Source organism: Streptomyces sp. SID13031, from assembly GCF_010548305.1.
Taxonomy (GTDB): domain Bacteria; phylum Actinomycetota; class Actinomycetes; order Propionibacteriales; family Kribbellaceae; genus Kribbella.
In genome coordinates this window covers 65,363-87,282 of sequence record NZ_JAAGLV010000025.1, presented here as the reverse complement: position 1 = coordinate 87,282, position 21,920 = coordinate 65,363, and the positions used below count along the sequence as shown (strand labels likewise).

Annotated in this window: 16 protein-coding genes; 14 read left to right on the top strand and 2 right to left on the bottom strand. The window is 62.9% G+C overall.

The window, feature by feature from the left end:
- Positions 1-90: 90 nt before the first annotated feature.
- From G3I17_RS35455 to G3I17_RS35440, 4 genes are all read left to right on the top strand, one after another.
- Entirely contained in the window at positions 91-1,731 is a 1,641-nt protein-coding gene (locus G3I17_RS35455; protein ID WP_164603015.1) for a prenyltransferase/squalene oxidase repeat-containing protein, read from the top strand.
- Positions 1,732-1,867: 136 nt separating this feature from the next.
- A complete protein-coding gene (locus tag G3I17_RS42385; RefSeq protein ID WP_164603013.1) occupies positions 1,868-2,944 on the top strand; it encodes a cytochrome P450 in 1,077 nt (358 codons plus the stop codon).
- Between the two features lie 254 nt (positions 2,945-3,198).
- A complete protein-coding gene (locus G3I17_RS35445; RefSeq protein ID WP_164603012.1) occupies positions 3,199-4,278 on the top strand; it encodes a cytochrome P450 in 1,080 nt (359 codons plus the stop codon).
- 12 nt (positions 4,279-4,290) lie between these two features.
- Positions 4,291-5,193, top strand: a complete 903-nt coding sequence (locus G3I17_RS35440) for a hypothetical protein (protein ID WP_164603009.1) — start codon at positions 4,291-4,293, stop codon at positions 5,191-5,193.
- 128 nt (positions 5,194-5,321) lie between these two features.
- Here G3I17_RS35440 and istB read toward each other — a convergent pair whose 3' ends face one another.
- Together istB and G3I17_RS42380 are read right to left on the bottom strand one after the other, a co-directional pair.
- A complete protein-coding gene (istB, locus tag G3I17_RS35435) occupies positions 5,322-6,146 on the bottom strand; it encodes an IS21-like element helper ATPase IstB (protein WP_164603007.1) in 825 nt (274 codons plus the stop codon).
- 85 nt (positions 6,147-6,231) lie between these two features.
- Entirely contained in the window at positions 6,232-7,218 is a 987-nt protein-coding gene (locus G3I17_RS42380) for a hypothetical protein (RefSeq protein WP_164603005.1), read from the bottom strand.
- A 253-nt stretch (positions 7,219-7,471) separates the two neighbouring features.
- Here G3I17_RS42380 and G3I17_RS35425 point away from each other — a divergent pair, with 253 nt between their 5' ends.
- From G3I17_RS35425 to G3I17_RS35375, 10 genes are all read left to right on the top strand, one after another.
- Complete coding sequence (locus G3I17_RS35425; RefSeq protein WP_164603003.1) at positions 7,472-9,367, top strand: 1-deoxy-D-xylulose-5-phosphate synthase; 1,896 nt, start codon at positions 7,472-7,474, stop codon at positions 9,365-9,367.
- Positions 9,364-10,536, top strand: coding sequence for a flavodoxin-dependent (E)-4-hydroxy-3-methylbut-2-enyl-diphosphate synthase (gene ispG, locus G3I17_RS35420; RefSeq protein ID WP_164603001.1), 1,173 nt, complete (start codon positions 9,364-9,366; stop codon positions 10,534-10,536). Before G3I17_RS35425 ends, ispG begins: the two co-directional genes overlap by 4 nt.
- Entirely contained in the window at positions 10,536-11,498 is a 963-nt protein-coding gene (ispH, locus tag G3I17_RS35415) for a 4-hydroxy-3-methylbut-2-enyl diphosphate reductase (RefSeq protein ID WP_164602999.1), read from the top strand. The genes ispG and ispH overlap by 1 nt, the downstream gene beginning before the upstream one ends.
- Positions 11,499-11,513: 15 nt before the next feature.
- Entirely contained in the window at positions 11,514-12,566 is a 1,053-nt protein-coding gene (locus G3I17_RS35410; protein WP_164602997.1) for a polyprenyl synthetase family protein, read from the top strand.
- A 1,127-nt stretch (positions 12,567-13,693) separates the two neighbouring features.
- A complete protein-coding gene (locus tag G3I17_RS40155; RefSeq protein WP_275402634.1) occupies positions 13,694-14,581 on the top strand; it encodes an acyclic terpene utilization AtuA family protein in 888 nt (295 codons plus the stop codon).
- A 1,732-nt stretch (positions 14,582-16,313) separates the two neighbouring features.
- The gene (locus G3I17_RS35395; RefSeq protein ID WP_164602993.1) at positions 16,314-17,036 is read left to right on the top strand and encodes a class I SAM-dependent methyltransferase; all 723 of its coding nucleotides are present in this window, start codon (positions 16,314-16,316) and stop codon (positions 17,034-17,036) included.
- Between the two features lie 207 nt (positions 17,037-17,243).
- A complete protein-coding gene (locus G3I17_RS35390) occupies positions 17,244-17,936 on the top strand; it encodes an NUDIX hydrolase (protein ID WP_343238533.1) in 693 nt (230 codons plus the stop codon).
- Between the two features lie 462 nt (positions 17,937-18,398).
- On the top strand, positions 18,399-19,244 hold the full coding sequence (locus G3I17_RS41870; RefSeq protein WP_164602989.1) for a tetratricopeptide repeat protein: 846 nt from the start codon (positions 18,399-18,401) through the stop codon (positions 19,242-19,244).
- 749 nt (positions 19,245-19,993) lie between these two features.
- On the top strand, positions 19,994-20,344 hold the full coding sequence (locus tag G3I17_RS35380; RefSeq protein ID WP_164602987.1) for a hypothetical protein: 351 nt from the start codon (positions 19,994-19,996) through the stop codon (positions 20,342-20,344).
- A 420-nt stretch (positions 20,345-20,764) separates the two neighbouring features.
- Entirely contained in the window at positions 20,765-21,712 is a 948-nt protein-coding gene (locus G3I17_RS35375; protein ID WP_343238537.1) for a tetratricopeptide repeat protein, read from the top strand.
- The last annotated feature ends 208 nt before the right edge of the window (positions 21,713-21,920 follow it).

Genomic DNA, 21,920 nt, shown 5'->3' with positions numbered 1-21,920 from the left:
GTCGAAGCGGCGCCGCGGGATAACGCTAGGCAGGCTCCGATGACTCGCCGGATCTCGTTGCGATCGACCCGAATGGATAGAAGGGCTGCCATGGAGCAATGCAGTTACCAAGCTGTCCACCATCGCACGACACTGGCCAACGAGGCACAGCAGCTCGTCGACGAGCTGGCCGCCGAAGCAGGCAGCCTCGTTTCGCCCTCCGTCTATGAGTCAGCCCGCCTAGTCTCGTCTGCCCCGTGGCTCGATGGGCACGCCAGCCGTGTGCGATTCTTGATCGACCGCCAACAAGATGACGGTACGTGGGGCGGTCCTGCTGGCTACACCCTTGCCCCCACTTTAAGTGCGATCGAGGCACTGCTGGTCGAATTCAGGCGTGACGACGACGCGGATCCTGTTTGTCGAGAGGCTATAGATCTGGGATTGAGATCACTAGCAGCTTCCCACAATTCTCCGTCAGCACCGGATGAGCCCGATATGATTGCATGGGAGTTGCTTGTTCCGTGGTTAGCCAGCGAAGTCAATGATCGACTGGAGGAGTTGCGATCTCAAGGAAAGCACGTCATGCCGGCGCATGCCGTCGTCGCGCGCTCCCACATGGACGACCAGTTACTCAACGCACTTCGTGACCGTGCTCGCCGGGGCATCGCGATCGGACCCAAGTTCTGGCACTCGCTCGAGTTCTTGGGCGACAGTGCGCACCACGCATCGTTCGTCCTCCCAGTAAACGGCAGCGTCGGCTGTTCCCCGGCTGCCACCGCGGCCTGGCTCGGGCGCAGCCCTCGACAAAGTGATTCATCCTCCGTCAGTTACCTGGTTGAGGCGCAGGCTCGCCTGGGAGGGCCAGTCCCAGGCGTCAGCCCAATCTCAGTCTTCGAGGTCGCTTGGGTTCTGTCATCGTTCGCATCCGCCTCTGTTGATGTGTCGGTCTCGCCCCGTATGTTGCGGCAGTTGAGTCAGTCGATCACGACCAAGGGCGCGCCAGCAGGACTTGGACTTCCACCCGACTCCGACGACACTGCTGGAGCACTCTACGCCCTCTCAAAGCTAGGGGCGCCGCATAGCGCGGATTGCCTTTTTCACTATGAGGGCGATGAATACTTCCAGTGCTTCGAGGGTGAGCGGACACCATCTACAAGTACCAATGCGCACATCCTCGATATACTGCCTGATCGCCGATTGTTTGCAACGGTGTCCGAACGTCGACGGCGCGGCGCAATAAGCAAAGTAATGCATTGGTTGATAGATGTCCAGGGGCGCGATGGCGCATGGCAAGACAAATGGCACGCCTCACCTTACTATGCCACCATGTGCTGCACGCTTTCGCTGGTGCGGTTAGGGCTAAGTGCAACATCGACCCTCACTAGAACAGTGAGATGGATACTGGACACTCAGCGCATAGACGGGTCTTGGGGGCGCTGGCAGGGCACCGTGGAGGAGACAGCCTACGCCGTGCGGACGCTGATCACTTTGGAGATCCCAAACCGGTCTCTTGCCATAAAATCCGCTATTGCCCATGGCGCCGGCTTCCTCATTACACATACCGGCCTTGACGATCATCCGCCGCTCTGGCACGACAAGGAATTGTATACACCGCTTGCGGTGGTAAAGGCGGCGCGGATCAGCTCACTATATATGGCAATCAGCCAGCCGGACATATTGGCCGCAATGTCAAATATTCCACTCATTGCCCGCGCTGAAAATGAGCCGGAAACTGGAGCGCATTCCACATGAACTGTATTCCGTCATGAAGAGGTCCTCTGAGGTCGACCAGGCCGAATTCCTCACAGATCCTGGGCCGTACTACAATCCGGAGCTTTACATTGGACCCGTTCGCCCGATAAGCACGCCTGCCGGAAGGGTGTGGCTGGTGACCCGCTATGCCGATGCAAAGCAAGCTCTCGCAGACCTGAGGCTATCGAAGAACCTCGACATGCTCCCCGGCGGCCGAGAGTCCTCGCGAGTGCCGATAGAGACCAGAATATACATGGGCAAGCACATGCATAATGCTGATCCACCCGATCACACGCGACTTCGCCGGGCTATAGCACGCGAATTCACCCCGCGGAAGATTGCTTCGCTCGACCTGAAGGTGAGCCAGCTTGCAGAGGATTTGATTGACCGCATGGAGCAGTCGCCCGATCGCACCGCGGACCTGATCACTGATTTCGCCCTGCCATTGCCTCTGCGCATGCTTTGCAAGCTTCTTGGCCTCCCTGCTGGGGACGCCGAAAACCTACGTAGGTGGACGGAGAATCTCACCAACGGCGAAACGAACGCAGTTACCCGACTCTCAGCCAGTCGCTCGCTTAACGAATATTTGACCAACACCATCAAAGAAAAACAAAAGCTCAGTAGTAGGGACGATCTGATATCCGCCTTGATCATCGCCTCAAGAAGCTCGAGCGAAATCGACGATGAGGAGCTTGTCTCCACACTTTTTCTGCTTATAGTGTCTGGTTTCGAGACTGCGGCCCACCTGATCGGTAACAGTGTCTATCTTCTCCTGACCCACCGTGAGCAGATCGGCCCGCTTCTCAAAGATATGAACCTAGCAGAGAACGTCATCGAGGAAGCACTTCGATTGCGAAGTCCCGTCGAGACTACAATGCGCCGCTTTACGGTGGAACCTGTACGCATCGGATCAGTGACCATTCCGGCGGGCCAGGTCGTTCTCGTGTCACTAGCGTCGGCGAACCGGAATCCGGCGGGCCCATTGCCGAACCGAACATTGGATGTGCTTATTGGTAAAGAGTCCCACTTGGCTTTCGGTCACGGAATCCATAGGTGCGTTGGCGCTCCACTAGCTAAAATGCAAGGCAGGATAGCGGTCGAGGCACTATTTACCCGATTGCCGAATTTGCGACTGTCTGTGCCTGTGAGTACGCTCGCCTGGCGTCCCGCGATGCTGCTTCGCGGACTACGTGAGCTGCCCGTCTGCTGGTGATCGGCATGGCCGACCGCCGCCATGCGAAACCACATGATTGAGCTACCTAGGTTGGCATTGTGAATAGAAACAGGCTCCTTTTCGCACTCCGAGGTCAGCGATTCCTGGACTCGCTGCCGCCTGACCAAGTCGGATTACTGAACCTCGGAAACAGGTCGGCCCCCGATTTGCTGGTCTGGGATCCGGATTCGGTTGGTCAGATATTTCGATCTGGCACCCGAATGTGCGCGGAAGGTAGCCAGACGCTGGGCCCGTTGGTTGGCAACTCGTCGTTGCTCTTCGCTAACGGCCAGCGCCACGTAGAATATCGTGCAGTACTGGGTCCGGCCATGCGTGGCCGCTCTTTGATGGGTTATCGCGCGCTCATTTCTTCTGTTGCAGACGATGCGATAGAGAAGCTATCTCGGACACCGACTGTACTTCTTCTTGCTGACTGGGCGAGAAGCCTTGCACTGCACATTGTCGGAAGGATAGTTGTCGGCGGGGAACGTGCCACCGATAGCATCCTTGATCGCTATGGCGCTTGGGTCGATGGCGCGCTTGGCACCCGCAGAAAGGCCTTGGCATATCGCTATCTCCGAGGTCCGAGTTCGTTGGTACAGCCCTGGGGGCCGTTCATTCATCGACGAGCTCAACTGCGCCGCGAGTTGCTCGCTGAAGCGCACCGTTGTGTATCTAGTGGCGACTTAAGTCTTGCCAAGTTGTTAATTTTGGGTGACCACGCATTAGGTATGTTGCCCGATGAGGAACTTGTCGACCAGATCATGTCCCTTCTCTTTGCCGGACACGAGACGACAGCATCGGCGATCGCATGGACACTATTTTGGCTGGACCAAAACCCCGCATTGAATTCGGATCTTCGAGAAGAACTTGAGTCGACGACTTCCGATGGATCCGACGGCAGAGACGTTCCGCTTCTCGATGCGGTGTGTCGGGAGTCTCTCCGCATCTCGCCGCCGGCCACGATTGCGGGAAGCCGCATTCTGGGCGAGGATGGGGAATATTTCGGGCGCGGGCTGCCGGCGGGAACCAAGATAACGCCGTGCATCTATTTGGCGCACCATCAGCCGGATATTTATCCCGGCCCATTGCGTTTCGACGCGGATCGATTTCTGAAGACACGTCGGTCTTCCTCCGAGTTTTTTCCGTTCGGTGGAGGCGTTCGGCGATGCCTCGGATCCGATCTGGCGATGATGGAGCTTCGTATGGTCGTTGCTGCGATGGTGAGGCAGGTGGTATTTGTTTGCCCTAACCCGAAGCAAGGGGTCCCGCAACAACGCGGGCCAGCGATGGGCCTCGGTCGCAACGTGCGTATGGAGATGAGCAGGCGGTAGGAGGTTTGGGCAATGACGAATATCCACGTGGAGGTCCGGTTGAATGACGAAATCGATATGGCGGCGGAGGTGTCCTCGTTCCTTCCGATAGGAATTCGAGTCACCCAGTTGACTAGGGCGCTTGAGGAGTGGGCTACGCCATATCCAAGTATATTGCCCTATGTGGTTCCAGTCGGGGTCGCGCATTCATTTTCGTGGCCGGGCATGGCGACAGATGATTTAGTCCGGGGTGCAAAGTCAACGATGTGGTTCCTCGCTGGCGACCACATACTCGATCGGAGTGCCATGTCCATGTCGGAGTTCGAAGGGGTCCAAGCGCGCTATCGCGCTATCGCTGATGGCGCGAGATTGGGCCACGGTGACGAATTCGCGACGTTGCTCTGTGAGATCCGCCGGGATCTGTCTCAACGTCCGCTGTTCCACGCAGTCGGATCGCTATGGCGGGAGGCGTTTGATCGAAATCTGGATGCGACGCTCTATGAACGGATTGCGGGAATTGACATACGCTGCGGCAAAGCCCCTCCCAGCATCGACGAATATCTCCGTTACGCCAGGTGGTCATTTGGTGGGGACTTCATTCACTTGGGCAGGCTAATATTGACGGAGGACCGTGATATTCTGCCGTGGCTGTGTCGAATTAGGATCGCGCTCAGGCACTACAGCCTGGCTGGACGTTTGGCCAACGATCTGTATGGCCGTAGCCACGAGCGTGATGACTTTGCGCCGCTGAACATCATGATGTTGGGTGCAGACCCGGTCTGGGTCACCAAGCAAATCAATTTTCATGTCGACTCTTGCAGTTCCGTTCTGAAGCCGTTGATAGCCTCTGGTGTGCAAACCGCCATTGGAATTCGTCGGCTGATCTACTGGGTCACCGGATATTACGCGTCAAACGGACAGTTCCACCTGTCGTGATGAAGGGCGCTTCTCGACCTTGGTCGCAGTTCCCTCGAACGCCAGGTGAGGCACGCGCCCGACTCCCGAGTCCCAGCTGCCTTGGAGCTTGCCTACCGGCGCGGCGCTATCCCCTCGTTGTCGGCGTACTACCTCGTATGTCGGTTGGTGTACGACCTGATGTGTCGGTCTCGGCGTGGTGATCGTGGCATGGATTCGCCTCCGGTGACGAGGTTGAGGCGGTCTTTGAGCCGGTAGCTGGGGCTGTTGATGTTGAGGACGTCGCAGTGGTGGAGGAGCCGGTCGAGGATGGCGGTGGCTAGGACGTCGTCGCCGAGGACGCCGCCCCATTCGGCGAAGGACTTGTGGGACGTGATGATCATCGTGCCGCGTTCGTAGCGGCGGGAGACGAGCTGGAACACCATGTTGGCCTTGGCCTGGTCGAGCGGGAGGTAGCCAACTTCGTCCACGACGAGGACGGCAGGGCGGAGGTAGACCTGGAGTTGCCGCTTGAACCGGCCGGTGGCCTCGGCGGCGCGGAGCCGGCGGACCAGGTCGTCCAGGGTGGTGAAGTAGATGGAGAACCGTGCCTGGCAGGCTCCGATGGCGAGCGCGACGGCGAGCATGGTCTTGCCGACCCCGGGCGGTCCGAGCAGGACGACGTTGGACTTCGCTTTCACGAACTCGAGGGTGGCCAGGTCGCGGACCTTGCGGGCGTCGAGGTCGGGCTGGAACGCGAAGTCGAAGTCGTCCAGGCTCTTGTGGTGTGGCAGCCCGGATAGCTTGAGTGCGTTGCGGAACCGGCGGCCCTCGCGCAGGCCGAGTTCTTCTTCGAGGAGGAGGTCGACGAAGTCGAGGTAGCCCATCTGCGCGTTCTCTGGTCGTTCGACGAGCTGGGTGACGACTTCGGTGAGGTGGGTCAGTCCGAGCTTGGTGGCGTGGTCGCGGATCCGGTCGGTGGTCAGGCTGCTCACGAGCGGTCTCCTGCCTGGTCGGTATGGGTGTCGGCAAGGGCGAGTTTTCCCTGCAGGTAAAGGGCGTTGAAGCCGAGCAGGTCGATCAGCCAGCCGGCGTCGGACCGTGAAGGCTGCTGGGTGAGGAAGGTGTCCAGTTCGGTGCGCACGACCGGGCTGGCGGTGCGGAGGAACTGTTCGCAGTGGTCGAGCAGTTCCACGAGGCTTGTCGCTGCATAGCCGGTGACTGTGACGTCGGCAGAGTTGCTGCTGGGTGTGCTGGCCATGGGTTCGGCTCCGGCCAGTTCTGGTGGATGGGGTGGGCGAGGGCGGCGGCCTGGTAGTCGGTCAGCGGCCGGCGTGCGACCGGTGGGGCCGCGGCGTGGTTCGCGCCCAGCAACGCCGCCAGCGGGCTCGGCGCACCCGGGATGCCCGGCCGTTGTGGCACAGAGGTTGGGCCGGCAAGTCCACCTGGCGGGTCAAGGGTGACGGCGCGGGTGTGTCCGTCGGGCAGCCCGTCCCAGTGGGTCTGGTCGACGACCCAGGAACCACGGACGCTGGCCCGGCCGCCGTCGGCGACGACGGCGTGGATGGTGACGACGGCGCCGTCGGTTTGCAACTGGACTCGCTGCCCGGGCCGGATTTGGCGGGCCGGGACGGAGTAGAAGCTGGCCTCGAACGACAGCAGACAGTCTTTGCCGACCCGGCGCAGGTGCTTGTCGGCGACCAGGTAGGGCAGGGTCGGTAACAGTTGCAGCGCGGCCCGGTCGGTCTCGGCCCGGACCGCGATCACCTGCCCGTGGGTGCGGTGCACCTGGCCGCGGCGGATCGGCAACCACCCTTCGAAGGCGCTGTCCAGCTCGCCGACCGAGTCGAACGACCGTCCGGCGAGCACGTGGTCGCGAACGATGACGGCCTGGCGTTCGACCCGGCCCTTGCTGGTGGGCCGGTAGGCGGCCAGCACGTCGATGGTGAACCCGTAGTGCTCGGCGAACGCGGCGGCCTCCGGCTGCAGCGGAACCGCGACCCGGGCGCGACATGCTGCTTGACCACCGGCTTGGTCCGGTCGTAGACGATCGTTGCGGCACCCCACCGAAGTGCGCGAAACTCATGGCCATTGGATCCGGGCCTGTGGGGCAACCGACGAGCCACCTTTTCAACTCCCCTCGCGGGCTATCTTCAAATCTTGGGGTGGGACATAAGGGCCACCCCCGACGCTCCACTGCGTGTCGTAGCTCACGGTGTTAAAACGATGGACAGTTCGCCCAGCTGATTCCTTCGCTGTCTGTGGCAGGCGTTGACCGATGACGGCAGCGATCTATCCAGCTATTGCGAGAGTAGGCAAAATGGGCAAGCGGTTCGATGCCTGCGAAGAGATTGTTGACTGGGCAGCGGGTTGCTTGTCCACGATCCGCGAGCCTGCCGATGTTCGTAGGTTGGGCATGCACAATTTGCTTGGTCTCGCGGCGGAGATCCGGGAGTTCTTGGTGGCCTCGGTGTCGGCTTCAGGTGGGCATCTAGGCCCCAACCTCGGAGTTGTGGAGTTGACATTGGCGTTGCATCGTGTTTTCGATTCTCCTTTCGACACCATCTTGTGGGATACCGGGCATCAAGCATATGTGCACAAGCTACTTACAGGGCGTCGCGAGAAATTCGGGCGGCTTCGCGCGCAGGGCGGCTTGTCGGGTTATCCGAGTCGTTCCGAGTCGCCGCATGATGTGATCGAGAATTCGCATGCATCGGTGAGTTTGGCGTATGCCGATGGCCTTGCGAAAGCCCGGCAGTTGCGCGGTGAGGCCGACCGTCGAGTGGCGTGTGTCATCGGTGATGGAGCGCTAACGGGTGGCGTGGCCTGGGAGGCGCTGAACAACCTGGGTGCCGCGCCGGAGCTCGGCGTGATTGTGGTGGTCAATGACAACGGCCGCTCGTATGCGCCGACCGTCGGCGGGGTGGCCTCTCACCTTCACGAGGTTCGGGGGCGGCGTGCCGGTGAGTACCAGGCAAGCGACGGCGCCGTGAGTATCGATGGCACCGTCTTCACGGCCTTGGGTTTGGACTACATCGGGCCGGTGGATGGGCATGACCTGGCCAGCGTGGAGTCGGCGCTACGTTGTGCGCGCGGCCGAGGCCGATCGGTTGTGGTGCATTGCGTCACCCAGAAGGGTCGTGGATACGGTCCGGCCGAGGCGGATGACGCCGATTGCATGCACGGGCCGCCGCCGTTCGACCCGAGCTCCGGCGCGCCGCGGGTATCAGGCCAGAGGACCTGGACGTCGGTGTTCGGTGCTGAGCTGGTCGACATCGCTGCAACCAATCGTCGTGTGGTGGCGATCACGGCCGCGATGCCCGGGCCTGTGGGCCTGGTGGAGTTCGGGCGCCGGTTCCCGAAGCGCATTTTTGATGTGGGGATCGCCGAACAGCACGCCGTGGCGTCTGCGGCCGGGCTGGCAATCGGAGGTTTGCATCCGGTCGTGTGCCTATATTCGACGTTCCTGAATCGGGCGTTCGACCAGGTCTTGCTAGACGTGGCCTTGCACCGCTGCGGCGTGACGTTTGTGTTGGACCGGGCTGGGATCACTGGAGATGACGGGCCGAGCCACAACGGCATGTGGGATATGTCGTTGCTGCAACTGGTGCCCGGGCTGCGGCTCGCGGCCCCGCGCGACGGGGCGACGTTGCGCGAGGAATTACGCGAGGCGATCGCTGTGGAAGACGGTCCCACGGCGGTGCGGTTTCCAAAGGGGGCCGTCGGTGCCGACATTGCGGCGACAGATCGGGTTGCGGGCATAGATGTGTTGCGCTCGACGCAGCGCATGACCGATGTGCTGATCGTGTCGGTGGGTGCAGCGGCGCAAGCATGCCTTGCCGCCGCGGACCAGCTCGCCGAGGCGGGGACGAGCTGTACGGTCGTCGACCCCCGCTGGGTCAAGCCAATCAACCCCGCCCTGGCCACCTTCGCGTCCGGCGCCCGGCTGGTGGTGACCGTCGAGGACAGCGGTCGCACCGGTGGCGTGGGTGCCGCGCTGTCCCAGGCGCTACGTGATGCCGCGGTTTGGACACCCATGCTGAACCTCGGCATACCGCAGCGGTTCCTTTCCCAGGGCACACGGTCAGAGGTTCTCACCGAGGTAGGCCTCACCGCACAGCACATGGCACAGGGGATCGCTGACACCCTCGCCGGGCTCGAACGGCAGGCCCACACGACGCCGCCTATCACCGACGGAGAGGGCCAGGCGGCATGACAACGTTCCTGGGGATACCGACACCGGCCGTTGCAGCGCGGGCGCGGGCGGGGCGGCGCAAGAGCCGGCAGGTTAACGTCGGTGGGGTGCCGGTGGGTGGGGATACGCCGGTCAGTGTGCAGTCGATGACTACGACGCAGACCGCCGACATTGAAGCCACTCTGCAGCAGATCGCTGAGCTGACTGCGGCGGGCTGTCAGATCGTCCGGGTCGCGGTACCAAGCCAGGACGACGCGGACGCACTGCCCGCGATCGCCAAGAAGTCGCAGATCCCGGTGATCGCTGACATCCATTTCCAGCCCAAGTACGTGTTCGCCGCGATCGATGCAGGTTGCGCGGCTGTGCGGGTCAACCCGGGCAATATTAGGAAGTTCGACGACCGGGTCGGCGAGATTGCGCGAGCTGCCAAGGACGCCGGTGTGGCGCTTCGGATCGGTGTCAACGCCGGGTCGCTGGACAAGCGGCTGCTGGCCAAGTACGGCAGGCCTACCGCGGAGGCGCTGGTCGAGTCGGCTCTGTGGGAGGCCTCGCTATTCGAGGAGCACGACTTCCATGACTTCAAGATTTCCGTCAAGCACAACGACCCGGTGACGATGATCAACGCCTACCGCCTGCTCGCGCAGAGCTGCGACTACCCGCTGCACCTAGGCGTGACCGAGGCTGGACCCGCGTTCCAGGGCACGATCAAGTCAGCGGTGGCCTTCGGCGCACTATTGGCCGAGGGTATCGGCGACACAATCCGGGTCTCGCTGTCGGCGCCTCCGGTCGAGGAAGTCAAGGTCGGCATCGGGATCCTCGAGTCGCTCGGCCTTCGCCAGCGCCGTCTGGAGATCGTGTCCTGCCCGTCCTGCGGGCGGGCTCAGGTCGACGTCTACACCCTCGCAGAGCAGGTCCAAGCCGGGCTCGAAGGCATGGACGTGCCGCTGCGGGTCGCGGTCATGGGCTGCGTGGTGAACGGGCCGGGTGAGGCCCGCGAGGCCGACCTGGGGGTCGCCTCCGGCAACGGCAAGGGCCAAATCTTCGTCAATGGCGAGGTCATCAAAACAGTGCCCGAGTCCAAGATCGTGGAGACGCTGATCGAGGAAGCGCTCCGGCTCGCCGACCAGCGACCTGTTGACAACGCGGAGGCTGGGCCGCCGCTGGTTGTTGCCGACGGCAGGGTGTTGTGATGGCTGGTCAAGGCCCGACCCGCCGGGTGCTGCTGGCCTCGCCGCGGGCCTTCTGCGCCGGCGTGGAACGCGCGATCGACACCGTGCAGAACTTACTCGCCCTCCACGGCCCGCCGATTTATGTGCGCAAAGAGATCGTCCACAACTCCCATGTGGTGGCTGACCTGCGCGACAAAGGTGCGATCTTCGTCGACGAACTGACCGAAGTCCCGGAAGGTGCCCGCGTCGTGTTCTCCGCGCACGGCGTTGCACCCGCTATCCACGAGCAGGCCCAGCAGCGCCGACTGGACACGGTCGATGCCACCTGTCCGCTCGTGTCCAAGGTCCACTCTGAAGCGCGCCGGTTTGCCGCGCAAGGAAAGACCATCCTTCTGGTGGGCCATGCCGAACACGAGGAAACCGATGGCACCTACGGCGAGGCACCCGACAACATCATTATCATCGAGACCGCCGACGACGCTGCCACCGTCTCGGTCGACGACCCGCGGCGCGTCGCGTACCTCACCCAAACCACCCTCGCCACGAACGAAGCCGCAGCGGTTGTGGAGGTCCTACAGCGCAGGTTCCCTGAGCTGCAGGCCCCTCCGGACGACGACATTTGTTATGCCACCACGAATCGCCAGAACGCGGTGCGGGCTGTCGCCGCTGAGGCTGATCTTGTGCTCGTCGTCGGCTCGACAAACTCCTCCAACTCTCAGCGCCTGGTCGACGTCGCCCGCCGGGAGGGCGTGGCTGCCTGGCTGATCGAAGACGCCACACAGCTGAGATCCGAATGGTTCGACGCGGTGACCACCATTGGGCTCACCGGCGGCGCCTCCGCACCACCGCATCTGCTCGCTGGTGTGCTGGAGGCGCTGCGAACTCTCGGCCCACTCGACATCGAGGAGCGGATCACAAGCACCGAATCTGTCTACTTTGCCCCGCCCTCGCTGGCCCGACGCCCGCATTCCCGAGACGAGTAAGTGAGAGGAGTCGCCGTGGACCTCAAACCGACCACGGTAGCTGCGCCAGTCATAGAGCAAGCGGCCGCCGCTGGTGCGATCGACGAGTTCAAACGGCGCGTAGACGCCGGGCTTCGCGTCGCGGTGCTCGAACTGGACGAGCCTGTGCGCCGAGTTGTGAGTTACCACTTCGGGTGGACCACCGCCGATGGCCAGCCATCCAACGGCGACTGCGGAAAGATGCTGCGGCCGGCCATCGTGATCCGATGTGCCCAAGCCGTCGGAGGATCCTGGGACTCCGCCCTGCCGGGCGCGGTCGCAGTCGAGCTGGCGCACAACAGCTCGCTCCTCCAAGACGACGTGATGGACCACGACCGCCTTCGACGGCACCGGCCAACAGCATGGACGGTATTCGGCGAATCGGCAGCCCTCCTGGCCGGGGATGCACTCATCGTCCTCGCACTCAGCGTGCTCCTGCGACACGGCAGCGCCAGCCGTGTAACCGCAGCCAATGCCCTGGCCGAGACCTACCAGCGGCTCGTCGTCGGCCAAGTCCTTGACCTCGACTTCGAGGCACGCAGCAGCGTTACAACCGAGGACTGCTACCGCATGGCCGACGGCAAGACCGCATCGCTGCTTGCCTGCGCCGCACGACTCGGTGCCGTCCTCGGCGGCGCGGACACGGCGACAACCACGGCTCTGGAGGCCTTCGGGCGGCATCTCGGTCTGGCCTTCCAACTCGTCGACGACGTGCTCGGCATCTGGGGTAACCCGGCACGGACGGGCAAGCCCGTTGGCGCCGACATTCGCACCCGCAAGAAATCCCTGCCGGTTGCGTTCGCGCTCTCCATCGCCGAACCCAGCGACGATCTCACCGAGTTCTACACCCAATCGCACGTGCCAGACGACGAACAGATCCGGTCGGTGACTGCGCGGTTGGGGGCGCTCGGCGCCCTCGCCTGGACCCGAGCCGAAACCGACCAACACCTGCAGGCGGCCACTCGCAGCCTGGATGAGGCGCACCTGAGCGCTACCGGCAGAGAAGAGTTGCTGGCTCTCATCGACTTCGCCGGCACAAGGACGTGGTAAGCGCCGCGCCGCTGAGATCATTCGGTTCAACGTCTGCCTCACGATGCCTCCTGAGTGGGCAGCGCTGATCCGTCGCGGGCCGGTGACTCACCTAACGGATCGCCACCGCCCGGCGACGTTGCCCGGAGCGCTCGACCCAGCACTCATTGACATAAGGGTCTATCCGAGACCGCGACCCTTGGATCTACAAAAGCCGCGCATCGACCCCGCCCCACCGCGGCTGGCATCCCGCGGGGTGATCGGCTCACCCGCCGCCAACGCGGCGTAATTCTTCCACAAAGCCGCAAAGTTTGGGGTACGCCGCAGGGGTTTCGCGAATGTGAGAAGCCCTCGTATAACGCGATCGTTTGATCGCAATAGACCTGTCGGCCACGATCCGAGGACGAGCTGAGCTTGATGCCCACGCTGCGGCACGCAGGTGACGCCAAACTCCAGGAAGGGCCGTCGACGTCCTGGACCCGGGCGGCGCGAACAACCTGCTCCATCCAACATGGATCGACCAGATGAACGCTCACCTCGACGAGATCAGGACGGCGGAAGTCGGGCGCTCCGGTGAGCACCGCGACTGGCAAGTCCTACTCCACGGTTTGGATCTGGAACGCTCCGCGGCGGATCATGCTGCCTCCATAGCGCACCTCGCTCGCCAACGGCGCGATTCGTCTTTCCTTTGCATTGAGATTCGCACAGGCCTCCGCCGCCGCGTTGCCGCGCGATCATGATACCCGTTCGGATCGCTAATTTCTCCGGCTATCTCGGCGACCGCTTTGAGGCGCTCGCCGAGGTGATGTCGGGATCCTCAGTCGTGGCCGTAGGCGACTATCTGGCGGAAGCATCGCTCGCGACGCTGTCCGTGCCGTTCAGAGGTGGCGTCGCGAGCGGGTACGTTGGATATTTTGTCGATCAGTTGACACCAATGCTGGAGGGCCTTGCCAGTCGAGGCATGAAACTTGTGACCAACGCGGGTGGATTCGACCCGGCTGGGTTGGCCGAGATAGTCCGCTCTGAGATTTCCACGCAGGGCCTGCCGCTACGGGTCGCGCACGTCGACGGTGACAACCTGATGGACAGGTTGACCGACCTGCGACAACAAGGCCATACGTTTCGACATTGCGACACGGGGTACGGCGTTGGCCGATTGGCCGTTGGCTCCTGTCGCCGCGAATGCCTACCTCGGAGGGTGGGGCATCGCCGCAGCGCTGGCCGACGGCGTGGACATCGTGATCTGCGGGCGGGTCACGGACGCATCTCTCGTACTGGGCCCGGCGGCCTGGTGGCATGGTTGGCGGCCGGACGACTGGGACGCCCTCGCCGGCGCCGTACTGGCCGGACACATCATCGAGTGCGGCCCCCAGACGGTCGGCGGAAACTTCGCGGGATTCCAGGAGATGACTGACCTGCGTCATCCGGGCTTCCCGACGGCCGAGATCGCCGCTGATGGCACCAGCGTCATCTGCAAGAACGCCGCCCACGGCGGCGCGGTCACGGTGGACACCGTCACCGCGCAGATCCTCTACGAGATCCAGGGGCCCCGATATCTGAACCCCGACGTGACACTACGTCTGGACGCCGTCAGCCTCGAACAAATCGCCGAGGACCGAGTACGCGTCAGCGGAGCGACAAGGTCTCCGCCAACGGCCACAGCGAAGGTCGCGATCTTCGCGCAGTCCGGTTACACCGTCGTCGGCTCAACGTTCGTAACAGCACCCGATGTCGCTGAGAAGGTCGATCTACTGCGCGCACAGCTCGAGTTTGACCTCCCCTCGGCCGTCACCGAGCTCGACATCACGCAACTCGGCGTGCTGCAGTCGAGCCGGAATCGCAGTGGGAAGTCACGGTCGCGGTACGAGTCATTGCTGCGGCCGACACCGAGGCAGCTCTCATTGACCTCGACCTCTCTGGAAGACTCGCGAGCCTTTACCTCCAAAGCATCCCCGGCTACTTCTTGGACTACGCCGCACCCACCCAGACCATGCCTCGGCCAAGAGTCGCCTACTGGCCTGCGCTTCTGCCGGTAACAGAGATCCGGCACCAAGTCGTGTTCGACGATGGCCGGACGCTGAAAGTCGCTCCAGCGGCGACTACGGAAGAGGTCTTCCAGCCCGTTCACACCGAACCGCGGCCGGCAGCCGGACGGGTCGGATCATCCCGGGTGCCCCTCGGCCGAATCGCGCACACACGCAGTGGGGACAAGGGCGGCCATTGTGATATCGGGGTTTGGGCCCGCGATGCTGGAGCATGGCCGTGGATCAGGCAGTTCCTGACCTGCGCGGCGCTACGAGAACTCATACCGGAGACTCGAGATCTTATCGTCGTCCGCCACGAGTTCCCTTTCCTGCACGCTGTGCACTTCGTTGTCCACGACCTCCTCGGGCCTTGCGCGGCGGGCAATCTCCGCATCGACCCAGCAGGTAAGGCGCTCGGCGAATACCTGCGATCCCGAGAGATTCTGGTCCCGGCCAACCTCTTGAGGACCCGCTAGGGCCCGAAGACCGACCGACTGCGCAATGTTCGGGGTCCGGCTCGGGGTCCTCCCCCAGGACAGGTTCACGTCCAACTGATTGGCTCGTGAGCATCTGTTGCTGTCCGGCCCAGGAGTCAGGTGATTCGCGATGTGCACCTGTGTCATCTCAATCGATCCAACGGCTCGCGACCCCGTGTTGATCCTGTTCACCCGAGACGAGTTCCTCGACCGATCCTGGATCGGGCCAGGGCCGCACTGGGCCCCTCGTCCATACGCCATCGGCGGGCAGGACTGCGAGGCAGGTGGAACCTGGGTGGCCATCACCCAGAAGGAGGGTTGTCCGCGCGCAGCGATGCTGCTGAACGCGCCTGGCCGCCCATGCGGCGAGCCCGATCGACGCTCGCGCGGCGAACTGCCGCTCCTCGCGTTGTCAGACGAAGCGCCCGAGCCGGATTCGGATGAGCTGCGTGCGTTCGACCCATTCCACCTGATCGTCGCTGATATGGCAGGTGCCCAGATGATGAGTTGGGATGGCCTTCGCGCATCCACACAACCTCTAGGGCCAGGGCTGCATTTCGCGACAAACTACGGATTGGGGAGCGCCGAAGGAGAGTGGGTCGCTCCGCGTGTCGCGCATTTCGGGCCCCGGTTTCAGACGCAGCCCAGGCCTGCACCCGCTGGGGCGGTCACGGGGACTGCGCAAGCCTGGGACGGATGGTTTGATCTGGCCAACGGCGATCTGCTCGAGCCGACTGATTCCCGGGCGCTGGTGGTCCGGCAGGCCCGATCCGGCCGGCCCTGGGGTACGTCGTCTGTGAGCCTAATAGCGCTCGGCCCCAATGGACTTCGTTACGACTTCACCACATGCCCAGGAGGGAAGCACGCGTGGTACCAGGTACGAACCAACGCTGAAGCCTCCGCCTCCCGGGCGGTTTGACTCGACATGGCCGGAAATGAAGCGGATCTCAACGATCAGGAAGAGTTCGCGGGCCGACTGACGCTCGAGTTGGCCGGTGCCTGGTCGATTATGTCGATTCACGTCGGCGACCGACTGGGACTGTATCGAGCGCTGTTTCGGAATGGGCCATCGACCGACGGAGTTGGCATCAAACACCGGGTGCGATGCCCGGCTGGTTGAAGAATGGCTCAACGGACAGGTCGCGAACGGGTACCTGCGGCTAGACGTCCAGTCTGCCCGCTACTCGTTGCCGCTGGCTCACGCGTCGACCCTCGTCGACGAGGAAGCACCGGAGTTCATGGGCGGTAGTGCCGCTCTACTAGCCGCCATGGACCTCGACCTCGACCGAGTCGAGACCGCCTTCCGCACCGATAGATGCATGCCGTGGTCGGACCGATCCGAACGGCTCTCGTCCACGCTGAGCCGCTGCCTGCTCCGGCTCTACCGCACTGAGCTTGTTGCGTGCTGGATCCCGGCAGTGGACGGGCTAGCGAAACGACTAGCGAACGGAGCCCGCGTCGCCGACATCGGCTGTGGACTCGGGGAGCCACTCCTACTCGTCGCCCAAGCCTTCCCAGCTACTCAGGCCGTCGGAATCGATAGCCATCAGAAGTCGCTCGACGAGGCTGCTTCGCGAGCCGGCAACCTCGGTCTGTCAAGCCAAACGGAGTTTCGGAGAGAGGACGCGGCGGCCTTTGCCGGTGGTCCCTACGACGTCGTGTTCTTCTTCAACGCATTGCACGACTTGCCGAACCCCAGCGCCGCCCTAGCCCGTGCGCATCACCAGTTGGCTGAGGACGGAATCGTGTTCATCGTCGAACCGATGGCGAAGGAACATGTGACCTTGGCGGTTGGCGACCCCGTGAGTCGGATCGCCTACGGGTCGTCGTCGATGTTGTGCACACCGGGAGCTGCCCAACGGCCAAACTCGGCGATGGGCAATCAGGTGCCGACCAGCACGTGGCACCGACTGCTCGACGCTGCCGGCTTTCAGAACTTCCAACTCACGGCGACGACAGCCTTCTCCCGGGTGATGGTGGCGCAGCGCTAAACCCGTCAACGGTCAAGCCCCCAAGGACACCTCATGGTTCAGCTCCCGCCCGACCTCTATCTTCCCGACAGGTTCATTCGCGACCTGCACCACGGCGAACCGACGCTAGCGCGCGACGCAGTCACGGTCGCCCTCCTCCGCGACGGACCCGCGGGTCTGGAGGTATTCACCCAACGCCAGGTCCCAAGGAAGGTATTCGCAGGTGGCATGACTGTATTCCCGGGCGGCGGAGTCGAGCCTTCGGACTCGGAGCCGGGGGCGCGATGGTTCGGCCCGAGTCCCACCCGTTGGGCGACGTACCTCCTGTGTTCACGGCAGTTCGCGATCAGCCTGATCCAGGCCGCGGTGCGCGAACTCTTCGAGGAGTCCGGAGTACTCCTCGCCGGCGCGACACCGACGGTCACAACGCTGACGGAGACCCACGCGGCGGCACGGCAGGCGTTGACCCACAAGCTGATCTCGCTCAGCGAGTTCCTCGTGACGAACGATCTCGTGCTCCGTGCCGATCTCCTCAGGCCGTGGGCACGCTGGATGACGCCCCTCGAGCTGTCGCGACGGTACGACACGCGGTTCTTCGTCGCCACTGCGCCTGCCAACCAGGCCGCCGACGGACAGACATCAGAAGCCGACCCGACAAGCTGGCAGACCCCTGGCGAACTGCTCCGCAGGTGGGAACGCGGCCTCTGTGGACTGTTGCCATCGACTTGGGCGACGTTGACCGAACTGACTTCGTTCGGTTGCGTCTCTGAGGTGATGTCCATCGAACGTCTCGTTCAGCCGATCATCCCGCGGCTTTCTCTCTCTGACGCCGGGCTGCGATCGATACTTCCCGGCGATCCCGGCTACGACCTCGCCACCGTCGACGCCGGAACGCACCAGCCTGCCAACGACTCTCGCTGACCTCCGTCAAGGCAGACAATCAGGCTGGGCGGACGAGAGTGCCGAGGACACCGGGATTGCCGGCTCGGTCACGAAGGCGATCGCCGGCAGTCGGGTTACCAAGATCAGCGGGACCACGAGACGAACGAGTGCACCACTCGCCAATCTATTGAACCCAAGACCGGCCTCCCGCTCAGTACCGCGAACTTACCTGTCTAAGCAGCATTCTGATGACGCGGATAGATCGCCTAGGGGTGGCAGCTAGGTGAACCCCCGGATGCCGACCGATCAAAAGTTGTCGACTATGGACGATGGTGGGGCGGTTGTGGTCGTTGCCCCGAGGACCGCAGTCTGAGGACCGTCCCACCAGCCTCCCTACCGGAGTTGCCCGCACAGCTCCGAGCACGCGGGCCTGGCCAAAGGCTATGTGGCGTCGGCGCAGTCGCATCATTCCCTATCGCAAATACTTGAGCCGGAGGCATCGTGAGTAGGAGGAGGACTCAGCAGTCCACGGGTGACGAACTCCTTGTCCAACGGCTGCTCGCCGAGTGCCGACTCGCCATCGATAGTGGAGACCATGGGCGGGCCGAAAGAATGATCGGCTTTGCGCAGGTGCTGAGCGAGACGGCCGACGATGCCGCAGTCGCACAGGTCGCCCTCATGCGCGGCCTATTAGCTCACCACACCGGCGACATCGCGACCGCTGTCGAATCGTTCGAGTGGCTTGAGGCGAACCTCTCCAGCAAGCCGTGGACTCCCAACACATTCGAAGTGCTCGTGCAGGCCCGTACCTTCCTGGGGAGCGTGAGACGTGAGCAGGGCCGCTACAGCGACGCTGAACACCTACTCCGAATAGCTCTGACAGCTGCGGAGGAGGCCCCAGCTATCGGCCCGGACTTCGTCTCGTTGATCTGCAACGAACTCGGCATGGTCTTCAAATGCACGGGACGGTTCGATCTCGCACTCTCGTCGTACGAACGGGCGCTGAGCTTGCTCAACCGTGCGGATGGTGTCGACCATCCCGCAGTTGCCACCATCTATCACAACCTCGCCGGCCTAGCCCATGCCCGTGGCAATTACGCAGCGGCCGAGATCCCAGCACGCCGAGCAGTCGAGATCAGGCAACGCACGCATGGCCCTGACCACATAGCCACGGTCTCCGACCAGGCCATGTTGGCCTCGATACTTGCCGGCCTCGGTCAGTTGGACGAAGCCGAGAAGCTGCTCCGGCACGCGCTGAAGGTGTACAAACGGACATACGGCGAAGACCACTACGAAGTTGCATTGATGCTCAATAACCTCGCCGCAATCGCTGGGGCAGCACGATGATTTAGTCACTGCGGAGCACCTGCCCCACGAAACCCTGACGATCAAGCAATACCGCTCGGTTCAAACCATCCAGACCTCGTGACGACTCTGGCCGACCTTTGAGCTATCAGAAACTCAAGAACGACCACGGCAGCACTGGGGCCCTCCAAGCGCAGGCATACTAGATTCTGACCGTCAATGTCGCCCAAATTTCCCGCGTGCCACCCTACCCTGCCCAGCCGCTGCATTTCGGAACTGCAGGGAGCGCCAAGCTCGGAAGGTTCTCGCAGGTGACTGAATCCCTTGGCGCAACGGTGAAGACGCACCTGCGACGCCGGCACCGGGACACACGGTGACACTCGTATGGACTACGGGCAGCATGGCTGCCGTGCATTTATCGGTCATAGCCTGACGACTTCAGCCACTCCGGAAGCGGGTCGCGCCTTAGCAGACCGATGTCTGGGAACAGGCCTGCAACAGAAGATTCGATGGCGTTCGCTAGGTGCCCGGGCACGGCCAATTGAACGCAGATGAATCGGTGGATGCCGCCTGAACAGCACCAGATCGGGCACATCGCGGGTAGGACTCCCTCTTCGCCAGGGCTCTCTAGGGGTAAATACTGGGGTCGTCCCCGATGAGGCCGCTCGTCCACAGGAGTGAGATAAGGCTAAAGGAATTTGCTGGTCCGTGACTGCCGCCTCGAACCAGTCATTTCTTACCAACCGTGGCTCGGGTACGAGTGCCCAGGGCCAATTGAGGAAGGACCACGCATGAACCGTCGTAAGCTCACTACCATTGTGGCCACCGGGGCGAGCGTCACTGCCCTCGCTATGGGCTTGACCTCAGCGCCCGCTTCCGCCGCCCCTGGCTGTTTTGAATACTTCTCGGGCACCGGCTACTCCGGATCCTCGTCCACGGCGACACCGGTGCAGGGACAGGAAACCTCGGCGTCATTCACGTACAAGTCAGCGCACAACAATTGTGCCTTCGATGTCACAGCCAGAAACAGCAACCACGGCGCTACTGCAACGATCGTCGCGTCCGGCAGTAACCCCGCATTCGATGCGTCCATCTACATGGTAGGCAGCTACAACCACAACGAGACAGTGTTGCTGGACTGACAACCTCTGGGATGGCCGGGTACGCACGCTGCGCCCGTGCTACCCGGCCGGCTGTTGTTCTGTTGGCCACGGCTTGAAACCCGTGTTGACGGATATCCGGGACCAGGACTTTCCGAACGGATGTTCATTATGAAGTCCATGGGCAAGGAGAAGCTGCGCGGAGCCTGTCAACCTTCGTGAGACACGTTCTAAGTACTGAGCCGGGTTCGCTGTCGGCACGGTCGGATGCAGCTGCGAGCAGTGTGCGGCCCGACCCGATCGAGGTGATCATCTCGATTTGTCACAACGGGAGACGTTGTCATGAAGCACCATCGAGATGAGCCCCAGCTGGCGTCGCTGCTCAGCGGTTGCATGCAGGCCCGAGAGCATGGCGATCAGGCGACCGCGGACAGATTGATCTCGCAGGCTTGGCCGTTGGCCGTGGCCGCGGGCGGTTTGGCCAGAGCAGAGACGGAGCTGGTTCGCGGTGTCCTCGCCCAGGACAGCGACGACGGCGGGCTCGCCAGGATGATGTTCCAGGCTGCCGCGGCGACGGCCTCGCAGGCTCGCTCCGAGCCGGACAGCGCAGAACTGCAGGTGCGGGCGCTGATCAACTTGGGCGCGCTGCGCCGCACGACAGGTGACTACTCCCATGCTGAATCGGCCCTGCGCCAGGCATTGAGGGTCGTCGATGACGTCGCCGGCGTATCCGCCGAGGCCGTTGCTCTCGTCTGCAACGAGCTCGCCGTAACCTTCAAATACAGCGGCAACTTCGACGAGGCCGCCAACCTATACAACCGCGCATTGACTCTGCTGGAGAACTCTCCGGTCCGAGATGACCTCGAGATCGCTACGATCCTTCACAACATCGGTGGTCTGGCACACGCCCGCGGTGACTACATCACCGCCGAAGCGCCCGCGCGTCGCGCCGTACAGATCCGTGAGCAGGTCCTGGGTTCCGATCACCTGGCCGTAGCGGCCGACCGTGCTGCACTCGCTCCGATCCTGCTGGAGCTCGGCCACCTCGATGAAGCCGACAAGATCCTTCGAGCGGCACTTGGCACATTCGAGAACACCTACGGCCCGGTTCACTACGAGGTAGCCGTCACTGTCCACAACCTCGCCGCTATCGCACGCAAGCGAGGAAATCTCCCCGAGTCCGAACAGCTCTTCCGCCGCTCCATGACCATCAAAGAAGCCCTCCTCGGCGCCAACCACCCCGACCTGGCACCCACCCTCGCCAACCTCGCCCTACTCCGCCGACTCCAAGACGATCCCGCCACTGCGCGACAGCTCTACGAAAGAGCAGAAGGCATCCTTACCGGGACCGTCGCCGACACCCATCCAACCCTTGCGGCGATCCAGAAAGCACTCCGCACCCTTCGATAGCAGGCGGCCTCGTCTGCTTCGATTCGCTGCAGCCGCGGTGCCCGCAGCCCAGCGAGCCCGAAGCCTGCCCCTCGCCATGCTGCTCGATGAGCCGATCGGCTCGCTGCGAACAGATGCGCCACGGAGGGCTTCCGCGTCGCTGGTTGGGTGCGCGTGGGCCCGCTCTTGTTCACACCAAGGTTGTGAACTCTACGGATGGGAGAGCGTT